The 17165-nt window shown below is 41.4% G+C and carries 13 protein-coding genes, 1 riboswitch and 1 other annotated feature; of the genes, 2 read left to right on the top strand and 11 right to left on the bottom strand.

All coding sequences use genetic code 11. From position 1 onward, the window contains the following. Nucleotides 1-112 precede the first annotated feature (112 nt). The 3 genes from ACR6HW_RS01130 to ACR6HW_RS01120 form a co-directional block, all read right to left on the bottom strand. Entirely contained in the window at nt 113-1126 is a 1014-nt protein-coding gene (locus ACR6HW_RS01130; RefSeq protein WP_455729329.1) for a deoxyguanosinetriphosphate triphosphohydrolase, read from the bottom strand. 262 nt (nt 1127-1388) lie between these two features. Beyond that, complete coding sequence (locus tag ACR6HW_RS01125) at nt 1389-2981, bottom strand: diguanylate cyclase (protein ID WP_455729328.1); 1593 nt, start codon at nt 2979-2981, stop codon at nt 1389-1391. Between the two features lie 544 nt (nt 2982-3525). Then, nucleotides 3526-4215, bottom strand: coding sequence for a radical SAM protein (locus ACR6HW_RS01120; RefSeq protein WP_455730846.1), 690 nt, complete (start codon nt 4213-4215; stop codon nt 3526-3528). Between the two features lie 377 nt (nt 4216-4592). Between ACR6HW_RS01120 and ACR6HW_RS01115 the strand changes: the two genes are divergently transcribed. Together ACR6HW_RS01115 and ACR6HW_RS01110 are read left to right on the top strand one after the other, a co-directional pair. Next, a complete protein-coding gene (locus ACR6HW_RS01115) occupies nt 4593-5912 on the top strand; it encodes an IS1380 family transposase (protein ID WP_455728668.1) in 1320 nt (439 codons plus the stop codon). Nucleotides 5913-6232: 320 nt separating this feature from the next. Then, entirely contained in the window at nt 6233-7363 is a 1131-nt protein-coding gene (locus ACR6HW_RS01110; protein WP_455727911.1) for an IS4 family transposase, read from the top strand. A gap of 102 nt (nt 7364-7465) precedes the next feature. Here the strand turns inward: ACR6HW_RS01110 and ACR6HW_RS01105 are convergent, their stop codons facing one another. The 8 genes from ACR6HW_RS01105 to ACR6HW_RS01070 all read right to left on the bottom strand — a co-directional run bounded on the left by ACR6HW_RS01105 (nt 7466) and on the right by ACR6HW_RS01070 (nt 17138). Further along, on the bottom strand, nt 7466-7954 hold the full coding sequence (locus tag ACR6HW_RS01105) for a B3/B4 domain-containing protein (protein WP_455730845.1): 489 nt from the start codon (nt 7952-7954) through the stop codon (nt 7466-7468). 119 nt (nt 7955-8073) lie between these two features. Continuing rightward, the gene (locus tag ACR6HW_RS01100) at nt 8074-8301 is read right to left on the bottom strand and encodes a DMT family transporter (protein WP_455729327.1); all 228 of its coding nucleotides are present in this window, start codon (nt 8299-8301) and stop codon (nt 8074-8076) included. 176 nt (nt 8302-8477) lie between these two features. Continuing rightward, nucleotides 8478-8571, bottom strand: a riboswitch (guanidine-I (ykkC/yxkD leader). A gap of 148 nt (nt 8572-8719) precedes the next feature. Next, entirely contained in the window at nt 8720-8923 is a 204-nt protein-coding gene (locus ACR6HW_RS01095; protein WP_455729326.1) for an IS3 family transposase, read from the bottom strand. 233 nt (nt 8924-9156) lie between these two features. Next, nucleotides 9157-11790 carry a pyruvate, phosphate dikinase gene (gene ppdK, locus ACR6HW_RS01090; protein ID WP_455729325.1) on the bottom strand — a complete coding sequence of 878 codons (2634 nt, stop codon included), beginning with the start codon at nt 11788-11790 and terminating at the stop codon, nt 9157-9159. Nucleotides 11791-11991: 201 nt separating this feature from the next. Next, nucleotides 11992-12810 (bottom strand): pyruvate, water dikinase regulatory protein, encoded by an 819-nt coding sequence (locus tag ACR6HW_RS01085; protein ID WP_455729324.1) that lies wholly within the window; start codon nt 12808-12810, stop codon nt 11992-11994. 38 nt (nt 12811-12848) lie between these two features. Next, nucleotides 12849-14240: a glycine--tRNA ligase gene (locus ACR6HW_RS01080; protein WP_455730844.1), complete on the bottom strand. Its 1392-nt coding sequence runs from the start codon at nt 14238-14240 to the stop codon at nt 12849-12851. A 144-nt stretch (nt 14241-14384) separates the two neighbouring features. Continuing rightward, nucleotides 14385-14551: a binding site (T-box leader), on the bottom strand. A 39-nt stretch (nt 14552-14590) separates the two neighbouring features. Next, nucleotides 14591-15085: a DUF4342 domain-containing protein gene (locus ACR6HW_RS01075; RefSeq protein WP_455729323.1), complete on the bottom strand. Its 495-nt coding sequence runs from the start codon at nt 15083-15085 to the stop codon at nt 14591-14593. A 67-nt stretch (nt 15086-15152) separates the two neighbouring features. Continuing rightward, nucleotides 15153-17138, bottom strand: a complete 1986-nt coding sequence (locus tag ACR6HW_RS01070) for a methyl-accepting chemotaxis protein (protein WP_455729322.1) — start codon at nt 17136-17138, stop codon at nt 15153-15155. Nucleotides 17139-17165: the final 27 nt, after the last annotated feature.

Here is a 17165-nt window from a genome sequence, read left to right as displayed (position 1 = left end):
AATGTTTACACGTCTTATACCATATATACCCTGTACACCTGCCCACACGCAATATCTTGTAGCCCTGTACACTGTATCACTAATCGGTGGTGTCTATCCAAAAAAGGAAAACCTAGTAATACCAAAACCTTGGTATAAAAATTTTTTTGTATAAATTCACCGCATAGCGGTCGGACATACCGGCAATGTAGTCTTTCACCGCATCAATATCCTCGCCGTTTTGATAGTCTGAGTACCGATCAGTCGGCATTTCATCAGGGTGCTCCAGATAGTAGTGGTAAAGCGTTTCGACGATGGAAGCCGCGCGCTTCTCCTCCCCTTTGGCCTGTTCGTTGAGATAAACGTTTTTGAACATAAACGCCCGCAACTCTAAAAAGGCCTCGTAACGCGCTTTGCTCATTTGAATGGACGACCGGTCCAGACTGTTCTGAATGACATCGACAATCATAGTATCAATGCGCTTGCTATGGGTCTCACCCAGTTCCTCTATAATCGATTTTGGTAAACTCGATTCATCTAGGACATGTGCCCTAACCGCATCGTCTATATCGTGATTTAGGTAAGCGATTCTGTCACAGTACTTAACCACTTGCCCCTCTAAGGTCTTTGGCAGAACCTCTCCGCTGTGGTGAATGATACCATCGCGCACTTCTTCCGTCAGATTGAGGCCATACGGGTGATGATGCTTGCGCTCAATAAAATCCACTACCCGGAGACTCTGGTCGTTGTGAACAAACCCTAAAGGATGGACTCGGTCGAGAGCCTCTTCCCCACAATGTCCAAAAGGTGTGTGACCGAGGTCATGTCCCATGGCAATGGCTTCAGTAAGATCTTCGTTGAGTCTAAGCGCTCTAGCTATAGTCCGTGCAATTTGAGACACTTCTAGTGTATGGGTCAGGCGCGTCCGATAATGGTCGCCCTCCGGTGACAAAAACACTTGGGTTTTGTGTTTCAGCCTTCTAAAAGCTTTCGAGTGAAGAATTCGATCGCGGTCTCTCTGAAAATCGGTTCTGATTTCACAAGGTTCTTCATCTAAGCGTCGCCCTTTGCTCTCTGAAGAGAACTGGGCGCTGGGAGATAAGATTTGTTTTTCAAGTTGTTCGTAACGTTCTCTTATACTAACCATCGTTCGCCTCCTTTTCGATGTACTTACTATTAGACATTGCCCCTCTAAAACCCTTTTATTTGTAGTGCCGTAATATAAACTTAACATTAATGCCGTCAGCCATTTTCCATCAGGCAACGGGCTGAATACAACCGCATCGTTTAACTTAAAGAGCACGCCCTTTTTTTGGACGTGCTCTCGCGCACTCTATAGAAATCCACCCTGTTACTTACTAGAAGCTTGATTTCTAGCATCTAGATTCGCTTGTATCCGATGGACACGACTACTTCACCTCTTCATGTTCTGCAATATAAGAAAAATACTTGACATCTTCTTCTTGAAAATGGCCTTCAACCACTGTTATCAGAAGAAATGAAAAGAACTCAACCGCTGTGACCTCTCTTTGAATGGTTTTTTGAAAAAGCGCATTTGTCTTCTTCAACAGTGCGTCGTGAATTCTTTGATGATTTTCAACATCCGGATACCCCACTTTTTGAAGCGTCTTTATTTCATCTTTAAAATGTTGCTCCAATTCGAGGAGTAGGATTTCCACATTTCTTATGGTTTCATCAAATGAAGATTGTTCCAACGCGCTTTCTACAATTGTGTTACAGCGCTCTAATATGGCCTTGTGTTCGTCATCAATTGTCTTACAGCCGGAATTTGAGCGTTCGTCCCAATCCATCTTTGACAGTATGTTTTTGGCTGTGTGGTGATTGCTGACCGTCACCTTGTTCTTCCCGGTGTTTTTAGAGGTGTACAGCGCATCATCCGTTCTAATAAACCACGATTCTATATATTCTTTCGCCTTCCACTCAGAGCAACCGACACTTGCTGTGACGCCATAAGAACGATTCATCTCTAAGGACTCAATCCCCGCTCGAACTCTTTCTGCTACATACTCTGCTCCTTCGAGATCCGTATTAGGAAGCAATAAAATAAACTCATCGCCACCCCATCTTGCAAAGATATCCTCGATTCTAATAAGTGTTTTGACCCTTGCAACCACCTCGAGCAAAACATCGTCTCCTGCCGAATGCCCATAGACGTCGTTAACATTTTTAAAATGGTCTAAATCAAAATAGACCATAGAAATGGGGTGACTGTGCCTTAAGCTGCTACCAACTTCTTCTTTTAATCGAAGGTTAAAATACTCCCTAGTATAAATCTTTGTAAACCTATCCAGAATGTATTTGCTCTCTAAATCGACTTTGTCTTTTAACACTGCACTGTATTTCCTCATCCAAGAAAGAATGCTCAAGGAAACCAGTAGGCTTATTACTAGGCAAAGCAAAAGAATCAGTACCACTTGTACAACTCTGTTATCCCACCCCTTCATGGGAACAGCGTAGACATCCCAACCGCCAATTGAATCTTCTGTTCTGAATTTGAGCGGCGACATGCCTAGCACCCGGCTATTGCCATATATGACCTCATCGGGTTCATCTGCTGAGGTAATCAGATAATCTACCTCGTAATTATCGGCGTGTTTGTCGACAAACTCAAACGCATTTTCCGCTTTTAAAACGATGCTCACCATTCCCCAATAAGCATTGTCCCTCAAAAGCGGCATGCGAACGATGAAAGCCGTGCCACCTTGTATCAATTTTATCGTCGTGTCAACTAGAACGCCGATATTTCTAATATCATCTAGATGATCTCTCAAAAGAAAACCTAAATACTCGTAGATTTCCGCCTCATCAGTCGTCTCTTTTAACTGTATGTATGCTGCAAATCCAGATAACAAACTGACGTTCTGGTTCTTAAAATCCCTGATTTCCTCATTTAAGCTATAATAGGAAATAGCTACTTTGTTTTCTTCATCTTCTCTGACTCTCATGGAAAAGTTGTGAATGAACACAAAACTAATAGACATAAGCAATACAAAAACTAATCCTGCGATAAAAACAGCTACTCGTGAGTTTTCCTTGAATTTAAATCTACCACTAATCATTACTTTACTCCTCGTCTTACTGAGTTGTCTCCTGAAAATAAATTTCTATATACTATTAGTATATATACCACTTTTGTACCGTATAGTCGGATTTTTTTAAGTTTTCTCAAACTTTTTTAATAACTCCTTTCACTTTGTTTCATTCTTATTCTATGAAATGTATGTTTAACGGTCTAAAAAGTTCATCTATCTGTATATAGCTGAAATTTTACAGTCTCTATCTGAGTTTATAGATGTTATAAAATCATCTGAATAAGTTTTCAAACTTGTAATTACCTAGCCTCACTTAACATCCCTTAAAAATTATCGTTTAGTCCCCCTTCTTGAAGCTTTTATCAAAATACACTTCAATGCTAACCAATATCTTTCGACTCTATTCTAATTAAAAAAGATGCTTTGAATTAAACAAAGCACCTTTTAGAAGATTTGTAATCTTAATTATTTATTTTGTATGATATAACTGATTCTAAATTACGTTAATCAATTTACTTTTTATACTTTCTAAAACATCATCTGTAACACCCAACTTCTTCTCAAACACTCCATCCATTGTTACTACTATAATTTCATCTGGTTTAATCATTCTTATTATTCTTTCCATCTTTTCTACTGCATCGTTTGTATCATTATATCCCTTAATAATAGTCATTTCTAATATAAATTTGCCTTTATAAAAATTTCTAAACGTAACCATATTAAATATATGATCTTCTAAAGTGTATCCATTTAAAGGACGTTGTAGTTTTTGAAAGTCTAATTCACTAATGACTTTTATTTCACCAATAACTTCATCACATTTACTAGCAATTTTTTTTAAACTTTCATCGTTAAGTATATATCCATTAGATAAAAGCCTTACTAATTTTCCCTGTGATTTAATTGAATCAATTATTCTGTCTATACCTGAATGAAAAAGTGCTTCACCAGATGAATTAATAAAGACTAGATCAGCAGATGAAGATTCGATTTTATGCTTTAAGTCTGCAATATTAGCATCAACGTCTTTATAATCTTTCACTAAATCAGTCTTATTATTAGACCTACCAATAGGACAAAATATACAATCAAAGTTACAACATTTTTCTGGAAGAATATTTACTTCCAATATTCTTTTATCTTCCTCTTTATAAGCTTCTTTATATTTAAACATGTACATCATTTAACCCTTTCTTAAAACTCAATACTTCTATTGTTGATATCTAATACAAATGTTAAGCATTCGCCACCGATATTTTTAGTAACACTTTCATGTAAATATTTAAGAGCAGAATTAAAACTCTCATCTCTATCTAAATCAACTGATTCTATACATAAAAAAGCATTTTTTGTTTCTTCTGCACTAGCGTTGCATAAAACTTAACCTGAATTATTCATGACGGTTCACGAAATACTCCCCAAAACCGCATAGTTACTGTATTTTAGATTACTTTTGCTTTTCACTTATCAAGTGAAACCTAAATAAATAGAAGAAGAGCTCCAACTTTGTTAAAATGTAGTTACCACACAAACACCAAAACAAAGGAGAAACTCTTCATGTCTAGTGTAAGTTCACTTCAGCTCGAAAGCAATAGTAAAATCAAAATAAATTTCAATGGAGGCGATTTATCCTCCGATTCGGGGCTGCTTCTCATAAAAGAATTCGCCCATAAGTTTGGCTTCAATAAACACATCAGCCAGTTTGTAACGGACAAAAATGATAGCTTCCGTAAACACAAAGACCATCAAAATCTATCCCAGCTAATTTATCAAATCCTTGCTGGATACTTTAATGACAATGATGCAGACGAACTGACCAATGAACCTGTCTTTAAAAGTATTCTGGGTAAACAGGCTCTTGCCTCACAACCCACACTGTCGAGGTTCTGGAACCGTATGGATGGGGATACAGTCAAACAGTTTGAAGATATCATCCGTCATATGAGGTCATCGGCCTACAGGACTAAAATGCCAGAACAAGTTCTGCTTGATCTTGATTCAACCCTACTTAACACGTACGGCAAGCAGGAAGGCGAAGGCTTTAATTACCACTATCAAGCTCATGGATATCACCCCTTACTCTGCTATGACGGACTCACTGGAGATCTTCTCAAAGCAGAGCTTAGAGATGGTACCGCCTATAGTTCTACAGGCGTCTGCGAGTTCATGCAGCCCTTACTTGATGAATACTTTACAAAGTATCCTGATGTCCATCTGTTCCTCCGTGGAGACAGTGGTTTTGCAACACCAGACTTGTACAAACAGTGTGAAAGCAATGGTGTATCCTATGCCATACGCTTGAAAGCAAACAAAATACTGTATGCTCACGCAAAACATTTGGATGATGAAATAACCGAAGCTACAAAGGATAACATGATTGATTATGTGGTCCGTTATGATGAGTTCTTGTACCAAGCCGGTAAATGGGACTATCCTAGACGGGTTATCGTCAAGGTCGAGAAACCGTACAATCAGCTAACCAATCAGTATGCCTTTATTGTGACCAACATGGATCTCAGTCCTGAAGAACTCATTAAGTTCTATCGAAATCGAGGCACCATGGAAAACTTTATCAAAGAAGGTAAAAGTGGCTTCAACTTTGCATCAACACCAAGTAAGGACAAAGTCGTTAATGCAAATCATCTACTGCTCCATGTCCTAGCATACAACCTATTTAATTACTTTAAACGATTGGTATTACCTGAAAACATGAAGAAAATGTTGATAGATACTATTCGATTGAAGCTGCTCAAAATCGCATCAAAGGTTGTTAAAGCAGCAAGATATATTCATTTCAAACTGTGTAGCAGTTGTCCATACAAGAATGAGTTCTATGAAATTCTTGAGAACATCCGTCGACTTCCACAGTTGGAATAAACGTAACTGATGAACTTTGAAATCTGAAAATCGAGAAAAGTATTGTCCACAGGATAAGTCTGCCCATTTTTAGGTGATAAACAGGAAGACGTCTTCTATGATAAGCATTATGAAGCGCAAAAACTTAAATCCGCTCGATTTTTGGTGATATCATGGGTTCATGAATAATTCAGGCTTAATCAATAGCAAAAGAACAATAAATAACAATAATGTCTATTAAGGGGTTTAAAATCAATAAAAAAGTCCTTATACTAGATTCATGGAGCACACATAGATGGTCTCGCACAAATCTAATACAAGGAACACAACATCTATATTATATGAAATTTAAGACCATTGGTAAAGTACTTGAACCCCTAAATTCAAAAAAAGTTAAAAATATCATCAAAACGAATAACTGTGATGCTTATGCCAAGAAGTTAACGACTCAAAACCTAATCAAACTCTTTGTCACCGCAAACCTGAAAGAACATGATGGCCTCAGAGCCATCTCAACGGATCTGCTGTTTGATGACAATTATCAGAGGTATCTTAAACTAGATTCTATAAGCCCTTCTCAGCTCTATAGACGACTGTCAGCTCTCGATACATCTGTGCTCCAGAACATCTTCACGCATCTGGTGTCACAGCTTCACGGGCAGTTTGAGAGCGCCCAGTTAAATGAAGATACATTGGCACTGAATATTGTTGATGCCAGCGTTATCACAAAAGCATTAACGGGCATGGCGTGGGCGAAATACCGAAAAACAAAAGCGGGTGTCAAATTACATCTCGGCCTTCGCTATTATGGTGAAAACGCACTTTATCCAAGTAAAGCCACTGTCACTGGCGCAAAAGAACATGATGTGAGTGAAATGCTCAGCGTGACGGATTTTACACCAGGCGTCATCAATGTTTATGACAGAGGCTATGTGGATTACGATCGCCTAGATCAAATCCACGAAGCTGGTGGTTGTTTTGTCGTTCGCATGAAGAGCAACTCTGTGACATGGGCGAATACGCGCTATGATAATCCAAAGGGCGTTCTTTACGCCTCAAAAGGCCCTGTGGGTTCAGGCAGCAAAAAGACTAGGCATGAATACCACTATATTCAGCAAGCAGATGATGACGGAACTATTTATCACTTTTTGACAAACGTCCCTGACCTTGAAACCGACACAGGGCTCTGTTTTGAAGACGTCTGTAATATCTATAAACTCAGGTGGAAAATTGAACTCTTTTTCAAATGGCTTAAACAGCATTCTAAAGTCAAGCATTTCTTTGCGACTGATGAAGTGGGCGCGGTAAACCAAATTTACCTTTCGCTCATTCTCTACTGTCTACTCGCTCTGTTTAAGCAAAACCTGAGAACAGACGCACCACTAAACAAGATCAGGGTTGCTATAAGAGCAAGTCTTTACAGTACTTTTGAAAGTTTCAAACGAAAGATTATGAGGCTCAATCCTTTTTAGATTAATCTATCCATATATGGCTCCCATCACTGTGCAACGAGACTGTCTGCTTAGAGTCAGCTTTTTTTCATTAGTAGAATCGACAGGGTTACATTTTTATCCTTATAAAGCGTAATATGGATTTGCTCTAGATTTGTAGTTGAGTTTATGCAACGCTAGTGTTTCTTCTGTTAGCATTGTTCGTACTGCTTCTCTCCAATTCCAACATCTACAAATAGCTCCTGCATCATCTTTGTAAACTAATTCATTATTTAAAGGTGATTCGCTTTTTTCGTTGCCTAGAGTAACAAATTCCTCAGTACCATCCGCAAATGTTAATCTTATGTCTCCCTCAAACTTGTCTATATCCTCACCACCGTTTGGGAGCGCAAATAACATTGAACAGGAGTTATAAATATCTACTAAAGGATTTATATTACCAACTAGGTTACCTTTGCTAACTCTTTTTAACAAAGCTTCAATTGAAGAACGTGCACCTTTTTTGGTTGGAAATTTTTGAAATGCTTCTCTCCATACTTTAATTACTTTGTTATCACTCAATGTTTCCAACTCTAAATGATTTAATGCTTGATTCTGAGCATCAGTCAACATATCTAAGTATAATTGCTTGCTATTGTAAACATTGTTAATATTCTTAGCAACTATTACTCCTATTTTAGCTTGTGGAAACAACTCCCAAAACGAATCCTCAATAATAAATTTTCTCATAATTATGCCTCCTTGTAATTACTTAGTTTCAAACCTATTACACCAATTACTATAAAAAACATACTGATCATCTTGTACAGTGAGATTACTTCTTTGAACAATTTAACACTTAATAAAACCGTCCCGATTGTTCCAACAGCTGTCCAAATAGCATAAGCAGTGCTTAACGATATTTTTTCAGATGACAAAGTGAGAAAATCGACGCTTAACAATATAAATGCAATTGTCAAAATACTTGGTGACAATTTCGTGAATCCATGTGTGTATTTAATACCAACAGCCCATAATATCAGATATACCCGCTAATAATAAGTAAAACCAATGTATCATATACTCCTTTCTAGCTGAGGAGATATACTATTACTCTTTATGAATACAAAAAAGCCCAAGAAATATATAATAATATATCTCCCAGGCTTTTATCCTTCCGTGTACACAATTCAGTGCGTTATCTCTTGGACCAGACTAGCATGTGCTACGGAACCCTAGATAACTTTTCAATATTGATTTAAACTAATACTACTAAACTACAAATAATTTGTCAACAATCAGTTTAGATGTATTCCAAATGTTTATGATTCACATGTGATAATGTCTTAAGTAATCAAACGTAATTTTGGATTGTCAACGCTTTATTAAACTATTTTCTCAAGGGTATTTTTTTAATTCTACAGGCGTCAGATAGCCTAGTGTTGAGTGGATTTTTATGTTATTATACCAATTTATATAATTTGCCAATTCGATGCTAAGTTCATCTAGCGACTTGAATATATACCGATTTGAAAACTCTGTTTTAAATACTTTGAAAGTGGCTTCAGCAATCGCATTGATTGCCAAAAAGTATTTTCCCACCAACAAAAACTACAGCAGTCAATGCCAATCCACCTGCACTCATTTGATTTTCAATAAGTGTTCCATAACAGCCCATTTTCGACTCTGTTTTAAAATTCTTATCGAGTTTCCAACTAAAAATAAGGTGTAATCTCAATTTGCACTAAGATTACACCCCATACATTAATTTAACTAATTAGCTCTAAACCCTTTATTTTCAACGCTTCAGTAGAAATACACCTTATATAATCAATCTATTTACTTTGGTCTCGGTTGCGAATCGCCGCTTGTGCCGCCGCCAAACGTGCAATAGGCACTCTAAAAGGCGAACACGAAATGTAGTCGATGCCTACAGCATTGAAAAATTCAATCGACTTCGGATCCCCACCATGTTCTCCGCAAATACCCAATTTAATCTCTGGACGCGTTTGACGCGCCTTTTCAACGCTCATTTTAACCAACTGACCGACCCCTCTCTGATCGAGGCTGGCAAAAGGGTCTTTCTCAAAAATGCCTTTTTGCACATATGCGCCAATAAACTTTCCGGCATCGTCTCTTGAAAAGCCCAGTGTCATCTGTGTCAAATCATTGGTGCCATATGAAAAGAACTCGGCGTTTTCCGCAATCTCATCGGAAATAAGCGTTGCTCTCGGCACCTCAATCATCGTGCCGATTTTGTAGTCAAGCGATGCGCCCATTTCCTGCATAACGTCTTGCAATGTTTTAAGAATCTGCTCTTTAACCAGTTCAAACTCTTTTAAATGTCCGACGAGCGGCACCATAATCTCCGGTTCAATTTTAACACCGCTTCTCTCAGAGACGAGAATTGCGGCACGAGCTATGGCTTTAATCTGCATGTTGTAAATCTCAGGGAATGTAATTGAAAGGCGACAGCCTCTGTGCCCTAACATCGGATTGAACTCGGCCAATGTCTTGACGGTTTGGCGAATGGTGTCTGCCGACTTGTCAAGGTGTTTGGAAAGTGCGAGTATATCGTTTTCCTCCACCGGTAAGAACTCGTGTAACGGCGGGTCGAGCAAACGCACTGTAACAGGATGTGCCCCCATGACTTCAAAGATGGCTTCAAAGTCCTTTTGCTGGTGTACGAGAAGCGATTGCAACGCCGTTAAGCGTTCTTCTGTAGTTTCAGATAAAATCATTCGTCTCACATCGATAATTCTTTCAGCGTCAAAGAACATGTGTTCCGTTCTGCAAAGACCGATACCGGATGCGCCAAATTCCAGAGCTTTTTTCGCATCTTTAGGTGTATCGGCATTGGCCCGTACCCCCAAGTTACGCGCTTCATCTGCCCACGAAAGCACCGTGTTAAATGCGTCGCTAAACGCCACATCAGTTGTATCGATCTTGCCTTGATACACATTGCCGGTAATCCCGTCGAGACTGATAAAATCGCCCTCGTCGTATGTGCCGTTCGGCGTGTGAAGGACGCGTTCGTCTTCGTCTACAGTTAATGCGCTACAGCCTGCGACACAGCACTTGCCCATTCCACGCGCCACGACAGCGGCATGAGAAGTCATCCCACCTCTTGAAGTGAGAATACCGTTTGCGTGCACCATGCCTTCAATGTCTTCTGGAGACGTCTCTGTACGCACTAAAATACAGGTTTCTCCGCGGTTTTTCGCCTTAATAACATCTTCTGAATGAAAATAAATTTTACCGAACGCCGCACCTGGTGACGCCGGAAGGCCCTTGGCAATATGAACTGCTACAGCTAGGGCGTGAGGTTCGAACATCGGGTGGAGCAGTTCGTCGAGTTTTGCAGGTTCTATGCGCATCAACGCTTCTTCACGTGTAATCAGCCCTTCTTCAACCATGTCGACAGCTACCTTGACACTGGCAAATGCCGTCCGCTTTGCAGAGCGCGTTTGAAGGAGATACAACGTTCCGCGCTCCACAGTAAACTCAATGTCCTGCATGTCTTTGTAATGGTTCTCAAGTGTTTTACAGACGTCGTTAAACGCTTTGAAAACTTCCGGTTGTATTTTTTCGAGTTCGGCAATGGTATGCGGCGTGCGGATGCCGGCGACGACGTCTTCACCTTGTGCGTTCATTAGGAACTCGCCAAAAAGCACGTTGTCGCCGTTAGAAGGGTTCCGTGTGAAAGCCACCCCTGTACCGGAACTTTCACCCATGTTGCCGAATACCATTTCCTGAATATTAACTGCCGTTCCGAGGTCGTGCGGAATCTCATGAAGATTTCTGTAGACAATGGCGCGGTCGTTGTTCCAAGAACCGAATACCGCCTCAATAGCCATCTCCAATTGATGCGTCGGCTCTTCCGGGAACCCGAACCCCTTCTCCCGTTTAACGAGCTTTTTATAGCCGACGATAATCGCCTCTAAATCGGCTTCAGTAAGTGCCGTATCTTCTGTAATGCCCATTTCCGTTTTCTTCGTGTCAAATACTTTATCGAATTTGTATTTCGGAATCTCCAACACCACATCGCCAAACATTTGAATAAATCGTCTGTAACAGTCCATGGCGAAACGCCTGTTCTCCGTTAAGAGTGCGAGGCCTTCTACAGTTTGCTCATTGAGCCCTAGATTGAGGACCGTGTCCATCATTCCCGGCATAGAAACAAAGGCACCAGATCTTACAGAAACAAGGAGTGGGTTTTGAGGATCGCCTAACTTCTTGCCCGTTTTTGCTTCTAACTTGGCCAGGGCCTCATTAATCTGCGCGATAACCTCATCTGAAATAACTTTCTGTGCATCGTAATAAGCGTTGCACGCCTCAGTGGTAATTGTAAATCCGTTGGGAACGGGGAGACCGATTTTCTTCATTTCAGCCAAGTTCGCTCCTTTCCCTCCAAGTAACCCTTTCATCTCTTTGCTGCCTTCTTCAAAGGCATAAACAAATTTTCTCATAACGCATACCTCACCTTTTGTAATCAATAACTGCTTTATTAGTGTACCGCCTCGTTGAGCGTTCATTAAAATGCCGAATCATTCGTATCCGACTGTAGAATAGCCGTTTTTAATGGTGAACGATACAGTACACGAGAACTTCGCTTACGCGATATGCTCAAAAACCCACAGCAAATGCGCTGTGGGTCATTACCTCGTTGTCTACTTGAGTTTCATGTTGAGTCCAGTGATTTCCATGATAATACTTGCCGTCTCTTCAATGGCTTTGTTGGCCACGTTAATAATCGGACAGCCTAGCTGTTTGTATACTTTATCTGCGTAATCCAATTCCTCTAGTATTCTGCTGTAGTTGGCGTACTCGACGTTCGCCGACAAGCCGAGAGCCTTTAGGCGCTCAACGCGAATTTCATTTAACTTCTCAGGAGAGTTTGTCAAACCAATCAGCTTGTTTTTAGGCACTTGATAGATTTCTTTGGCCACGGGAATTTCCGGAACCAAGGGCACGTTGGCCACGCGAATGTTCTTGTGCGACAAATACATGCTAAGCGGCGTCTTAGAAGTCCTAGAGATACCGAGCAACACCACGTCGGCGTGTTTAAGGCCTTTTAAATCCTTGCCGTCGTCATATTTTACAGCAAACTCTATCGCTGCGACGCGATCAAAATAATCATCGTCCAGTTTGTACATCGTACCGGGCTTCTGTGCAGGGACGTCTTTAAAAAAGTCTGAAAACTGATCCAACACCGGTGTTAAAATGTCATGACAGCGCACGTCATATCGGGCACATGTCTCGATAATGCCCCTGGTCAATTCGTCTATTACGGTGGTAAACAGAACAATCGAAGGCTGCTTTGAAGCTTTTGAAACGATTTCTTCAACAGCTTCTATGTCGCGCACATAATTGTACTTCTTCACGACGTATTCTTTTCCCGTAAATTGATTCATGGCTGCTCTGGCAACATGTGAAGCCGTCTCACCGAGAGAATCGGACATGATGATGATTTGATATTCCTGCTCCATATGGTCCCTCCTATACTTGTTTCATTTATATCCAATTCTTAAAATCTTAATCGCTCTCTAATATATTCTACGAGGTCTTCGATTTTAATACGTTCTTGTGCCATCGTATCGCGATGTCTTATAGTAACACTTTGATCTTCACCAGATTCAAAATCGTAAGTGATGCAGAACGGGGTTCCGATTTCATCATGCCTTCTGTAGCGTTTGCCGATACTGCCGGCATCGTCGTAATCGATGTTAAAGTGCTCTGCCAACAACTCATAAACCTTTGTCGCTTCGTCGTTGAGCTTTTTTGAAAGCGGGAATATCGCAGCCTTAAACGGTGCAAGTGCCGGGTGGAACTTCATCACTGTTCTCGAGCTACCGTCTTCCAAAACTTCTTCTTCATACGCATCCACGAGGAAGGCAAGTGTAACGCGGTCCGCACCAAGTGACGGTTCAATACAATATGGTACATATTTCTCATTTGTCACCGGGTCTTGATAGCTTAAGTCCGACTTAGATTGGTTCATATGGGCCTTGAGGTCGAAGTCCGTACGGTCTGCAATCCCCCAAAGTTCTCCCCAACCAAATGGGAAGCGGTATTCAATATCCGTTGTCGCATTGGAATAGTGTGAAAGTTCTTCTTCGTCATGGTCTCTAAACTTCACTTTATCTTCTGTCATGCCAAGCTTTAGGAGCCAGTTCATACAAAATGCCTTCCAGTATTTGAACCACTCTAGGTCTTCGCCAGGTTTACAGAAAAACTCAAGTTCCATCTGCTCGAACTCACGCGTTCTAAAAGTGAAGTTCCCCGGTGTAATTTCATTTCTAAAAGATTTACCAATTTGCCCGATGCCAAACGGCACCTTTTTTCTCGACGCTCTTTGAATGGTCTTAAAGTTGACGAATATACCTTGAGCCGTCTCCGGTCTTAAGAAGATTTCCGTTGACGAGTCTTCTACAACCCCTTGAAAAGTTTTGAACATGAGGTTAAACTGTCGAATTTTAGTAAAGTCGTTGCTGCCGCAGCTGGCACAGACAATGCCGTTTTCTGAGATATAATTTTCCATTTTCTCATTTGGCCAGGCGTCAATAGCTTCCGGTTCTCCACCATTTGCCGTCATATGTTCTTCGATTAATTGATCTGCTCTGTAACGCGTCTTACACGATTTACAGTCCATAAGTGGGTCGTTAAAGCCACCGACGTGTCCCGATGCTACCCAAACTTCAGGGTTCATAAGAATGGCACTGTCGATGCCCACATTGTACGGGTTGCTCTGCACAAATTTTTTCCACCAAGCTGCTTTTACGTTGTTTTTAAGCTCCACCCCTAGCGGACCGTAGTCCCAAGTATTTGCCAAACCCCCGTAAATATCTGACCCCGGAAAAACAAAGCCCCTGGATTTTGCAAGTGAAACGATTTTTTCCATAGTAACTTGACTCATAATGTCCTCCCCTACTTTAAATAGCTTTTGCGCGACAAGTTTTACAGCGCACTCTTTTTTGATTCGACTTTTTTAATTCGACAACATGTGTTGCGCCCACAACTAAACGTTTGTCGATTCAATAAAAAAACCTTTCATCTCTGCCGAAGCAGGGACGAAAGGTTATTCCGCGGTTCCACCCTAATTGGTCCAAAGGACCCTCTTTAAACAATATCGCTCCAAAGTGCCTTCACTTATCACCGCTATCGGTTTTCACCACCACCGACTCTCTTTAAGCAGCTCGACAAATTACTTTTCTTCTTCATCGCCATTCGTTATTCAGTTAAAGGGCTGAATTATGCCCCAAGTAATGCTTAAGATTGTACCACAGGTTCATCTGTCTGTAAAGATGGTTCTACTTCTTTTCCCTCACATTTAAAAAAGGCTTTAAGAGACTCAAAAGTCTCAATCGTCAGAGAGTTCAAGTTAATCACCTCTCCATCCTTTTTCACGACGTTGAGGTCACACCCTGTGGCCACCGCCGCAATAATTGCCGCCATGGTGGATTTGGTAAAGAGCACACCTGCAATAGCCCCTGCCATAATGGGGATATCCAAAACGATCTTATCGTTTTTAACAATGGTCAACTGACGAATCAATCCCTCGTTAATCAAATACTTCAGCCATTCGGAAATCTGATGTCCCAAATGGTAATGTCCCTTTTCCGCACCTGTCGTTTGCTTGGACTCGAGTTCAATAATTGCCGCTAGAATATCGCCGCCCGTTTGCTCAAGTGCCTCTTGCGCCGCTTTATAACCGACATTTGTCCGTTTAATTACGGCATCCACCATTTCAAGTGTAATAGTCATAGCATCACCCTTTCATTTGTTTACTACAGCCATTATATCATTATTTTAAAATTTATAACAGACCGTTTTAAATTTTAAACTTATTGATGTTGGCTTCCAGCTCATCGGCTAGACCTTTAAGCTGATCTGCGGCAATGGCGACTTGCTCGACGACAGCTGTCTGCTCTTCCATAGAGGCGCTCACTTCTTCAGAAGCGGCAGCAGCTTCTTCCGATACGCTGGCGATGCTCGTTATGCTGTCGAGAATTTCCACTTTACTGACATCGAGAACTTCGATGTCTCCTGAAACGGTATCGATGACATTTTGGATGCCGTTAATGGCATTAAAGATGTCTGAGAATGCGTTTTCAACGCGCTCAACGGCATCGTTTTGTTCGTGTGAACGCGACTTGACTTCTTGCATAATAGTCACTGTGTTTTTGCTGCCCTTTTGAATGGTCAACACGATGTTCTTAATCTCATCTGCCGCTTTGCTGGATTCTTCGGCGAGCTTTCGAATTTCATCTGCAACCACGGCAAATCCTCTGCCGTGTTCGCCGGCACGGGCCGCTTCAATTGAGGCATTGAGCGCCAGTAAGTTCGTCTGCTCGGCAATGGTGCTAATGGTCTGTACAAAATCGCCAATGGTTAGAGACTGTCTTTCCAGGTCCAAAATTGCTTCTTCAGTCTTTTCAGTGGCATCGTTGTTTTCAGTGTTCTTTTCCTTTAGCGTCATTACCGCTGCCTGACTGCTGGAATTGATTTCAGTGGCCTTTTTAGTCATGCCAATCATGTTGAACACACTGTCCGTCAGCGTCTTGATGTTCTGACCCATTTCTTTGGCGACTCGGCTGCTGTTTTCACTATCTTGGGCTTGTCGCGTCGCCCCTGTCGCCACTTCTTCAACAGCACCCGAAACTTCTCTCGCCGCAATACTGGCGCGGTCTGAAAGCCCGACCAAATCGTTTGAAGAACTCAAGACATTTTGCGTCGCGTGATGGACGTTCCCAATCAGACCAGAAATCGATGCAATCATATGGTTGAGATCATCCGCCAGTTTGCCAAACTCATCTTTTGTATGAACGTGTACCGTTTGGCTCAAATCGCCTTCACTCATATGGGTAATTGCCGTACTGACATTTTTGATGTTTTTCAGCATCGCATTGGAAAAGACCACGGCGATGGCCACTGCAATTAAGATGAGGACGACGCCGATGAGTAAGATGTTAAACAGCAAACTCCGCGTCTGCGCAAAGATTTCGTTCTCATCTACTGTTGCGAGTATTTTCCAGTCCAGCCCCTCTATGGTACTGAGCAATGCAATGCGCTTTTCGCCTTCATAAGTGTACTCAAAGACGCCGCTTGCATTGTTCTCCACAAACGCTTTGAGTTCGGGAATGGGGATGTCTTTACCTACGTTGTCGGGGTTCGGATGTGTAAACGTCACGTTGTTGCTGTCAAACAAAACGATGTAGCCGTTTTCACCAATGGTAACGCCGTTGGCCACGCGACTGATTTCACTGATGTCGAGGTCAATGGCCACTACACCTTGGAAGTTGCTTCCATTATAAACCGGACTCGCTGCGGAAATGACCAGTGGATTTCCCTCAGTGGCATCCTCATAAGGATCTGTCCAGATTTGTCTATTTTCTTCTGACGCCTTTATGTACCAAGGGCGAATAGTCGGATCGTAGTCCGACGGCAAATCGACGGTGGGGTGAATATAAAAACTGAGATCGTCGTAACCCACGTAGACGTTTCTAACCACATCGTACTGTTCGATAAACGCCTCAAAAGATTTGTAGAGCCACTCTCTGCTCGACACATCACTTTTTGCATTTTCGACATTGGGATCTTTACTGAGCAATTCGGTTGCCTGCCCGTAGATATTCATGTAGTTTTTAATCCCCGTGTTGATTTGAGCAGATACCTGTTCGCTGGTACTCTTCAGATTGTCGTAATAACCATCGTATGTAAGCTTGTACACGACGCCCCCTAAAACGGCTATCGGTACAGCAATTACGAGTACGAACGTCAGTATCAGCTTTGTCCTAAAGCTCATCTTAATTTTCATACACTGCCCCCTTTAAGTATTTTTTGA

The organism is Fusibacter sp. JL298sf-3 (assembly GCF_053842995.1).
The sequence above is the reverse complement of the archived record's forward strand: the minus strand, read 5'-3'. Positions and strand labels throughout refer to the sequence as shown.

Bases quoted from the DNA above. Each gene is read 5' to 3' on its own strand.
- ppdK (WP_455729325.1), bottom strand. From the start codon at position 11,790: ATGAGAAAATTTGTTTATGCCTTTGAAGAAGGCAGCAAAGAGATGAAA.
- ACR6HW_RS01125 (WP_455729328.1), bottom strand. From the start codon at position 2,981: ATGTCTATTAGTTTTGTGTTCATTCACAACTTTTCCATGAGAGTCAGA.
- ACR6HW_RS01070 (WP_455729322.1), bottom strand. From the start codon at position 17,138: ATGAAAATTAAGATGAGCTTTAGGACAAAGCTGATACTGACGTTCGTA.
- ACR6HW_RS01105 (WP_455730845.1), bottom strand. From the start codon at position 7,954: ATGTTGACTGATGCTCAGAATCAAGCATTAAATCATTTAGAGTTGGAA.
- ACR6HW_RS01115 (WP_455728668.1), top strand. From the start codon at position 4,593: ATGTCTAGTGTAAGTTCACTTCAGCTCGAAAGCAATAGTAAAATCAAA.
- ACR6HW_RS01110 (WP_455727911.1), top strand. From the start codon at position 6,233: ATGAAATTTAAGACCATTGGTAAAGTACTTGAACCCCTAAATTCAAAA.
- ACR6HW_RS01075 (WP_455729323.1), bottom strand. From the start codon at position 15,085: ATGACTATTACACTTGAAATGGTGGATGCCGTAATTAAACGGACAAAT.
- ACR6HW_RS01130 (WP_455729329.1), bottom strand. From the start codon at position 1,126: ATGGTTAGTATAAGAGAACGTTACGAACAACTTGAAAAACAAATCTTA.
- ACR6HW_RS01085 (WP_455729324.1), bottom strand. From the start codon at position 12,810: ATGGAGCAGGAATATCAAATCATCATCATGTCCGATTCTCTCGGTGAG.
- ACR6HW_RS01120 (WP_455730846.1), bottom strand. From the start codon at position 4,215: ATGTACATGTTTAAATATAAAGAAGCTTATAAAGAGGAAGATAAAAGA.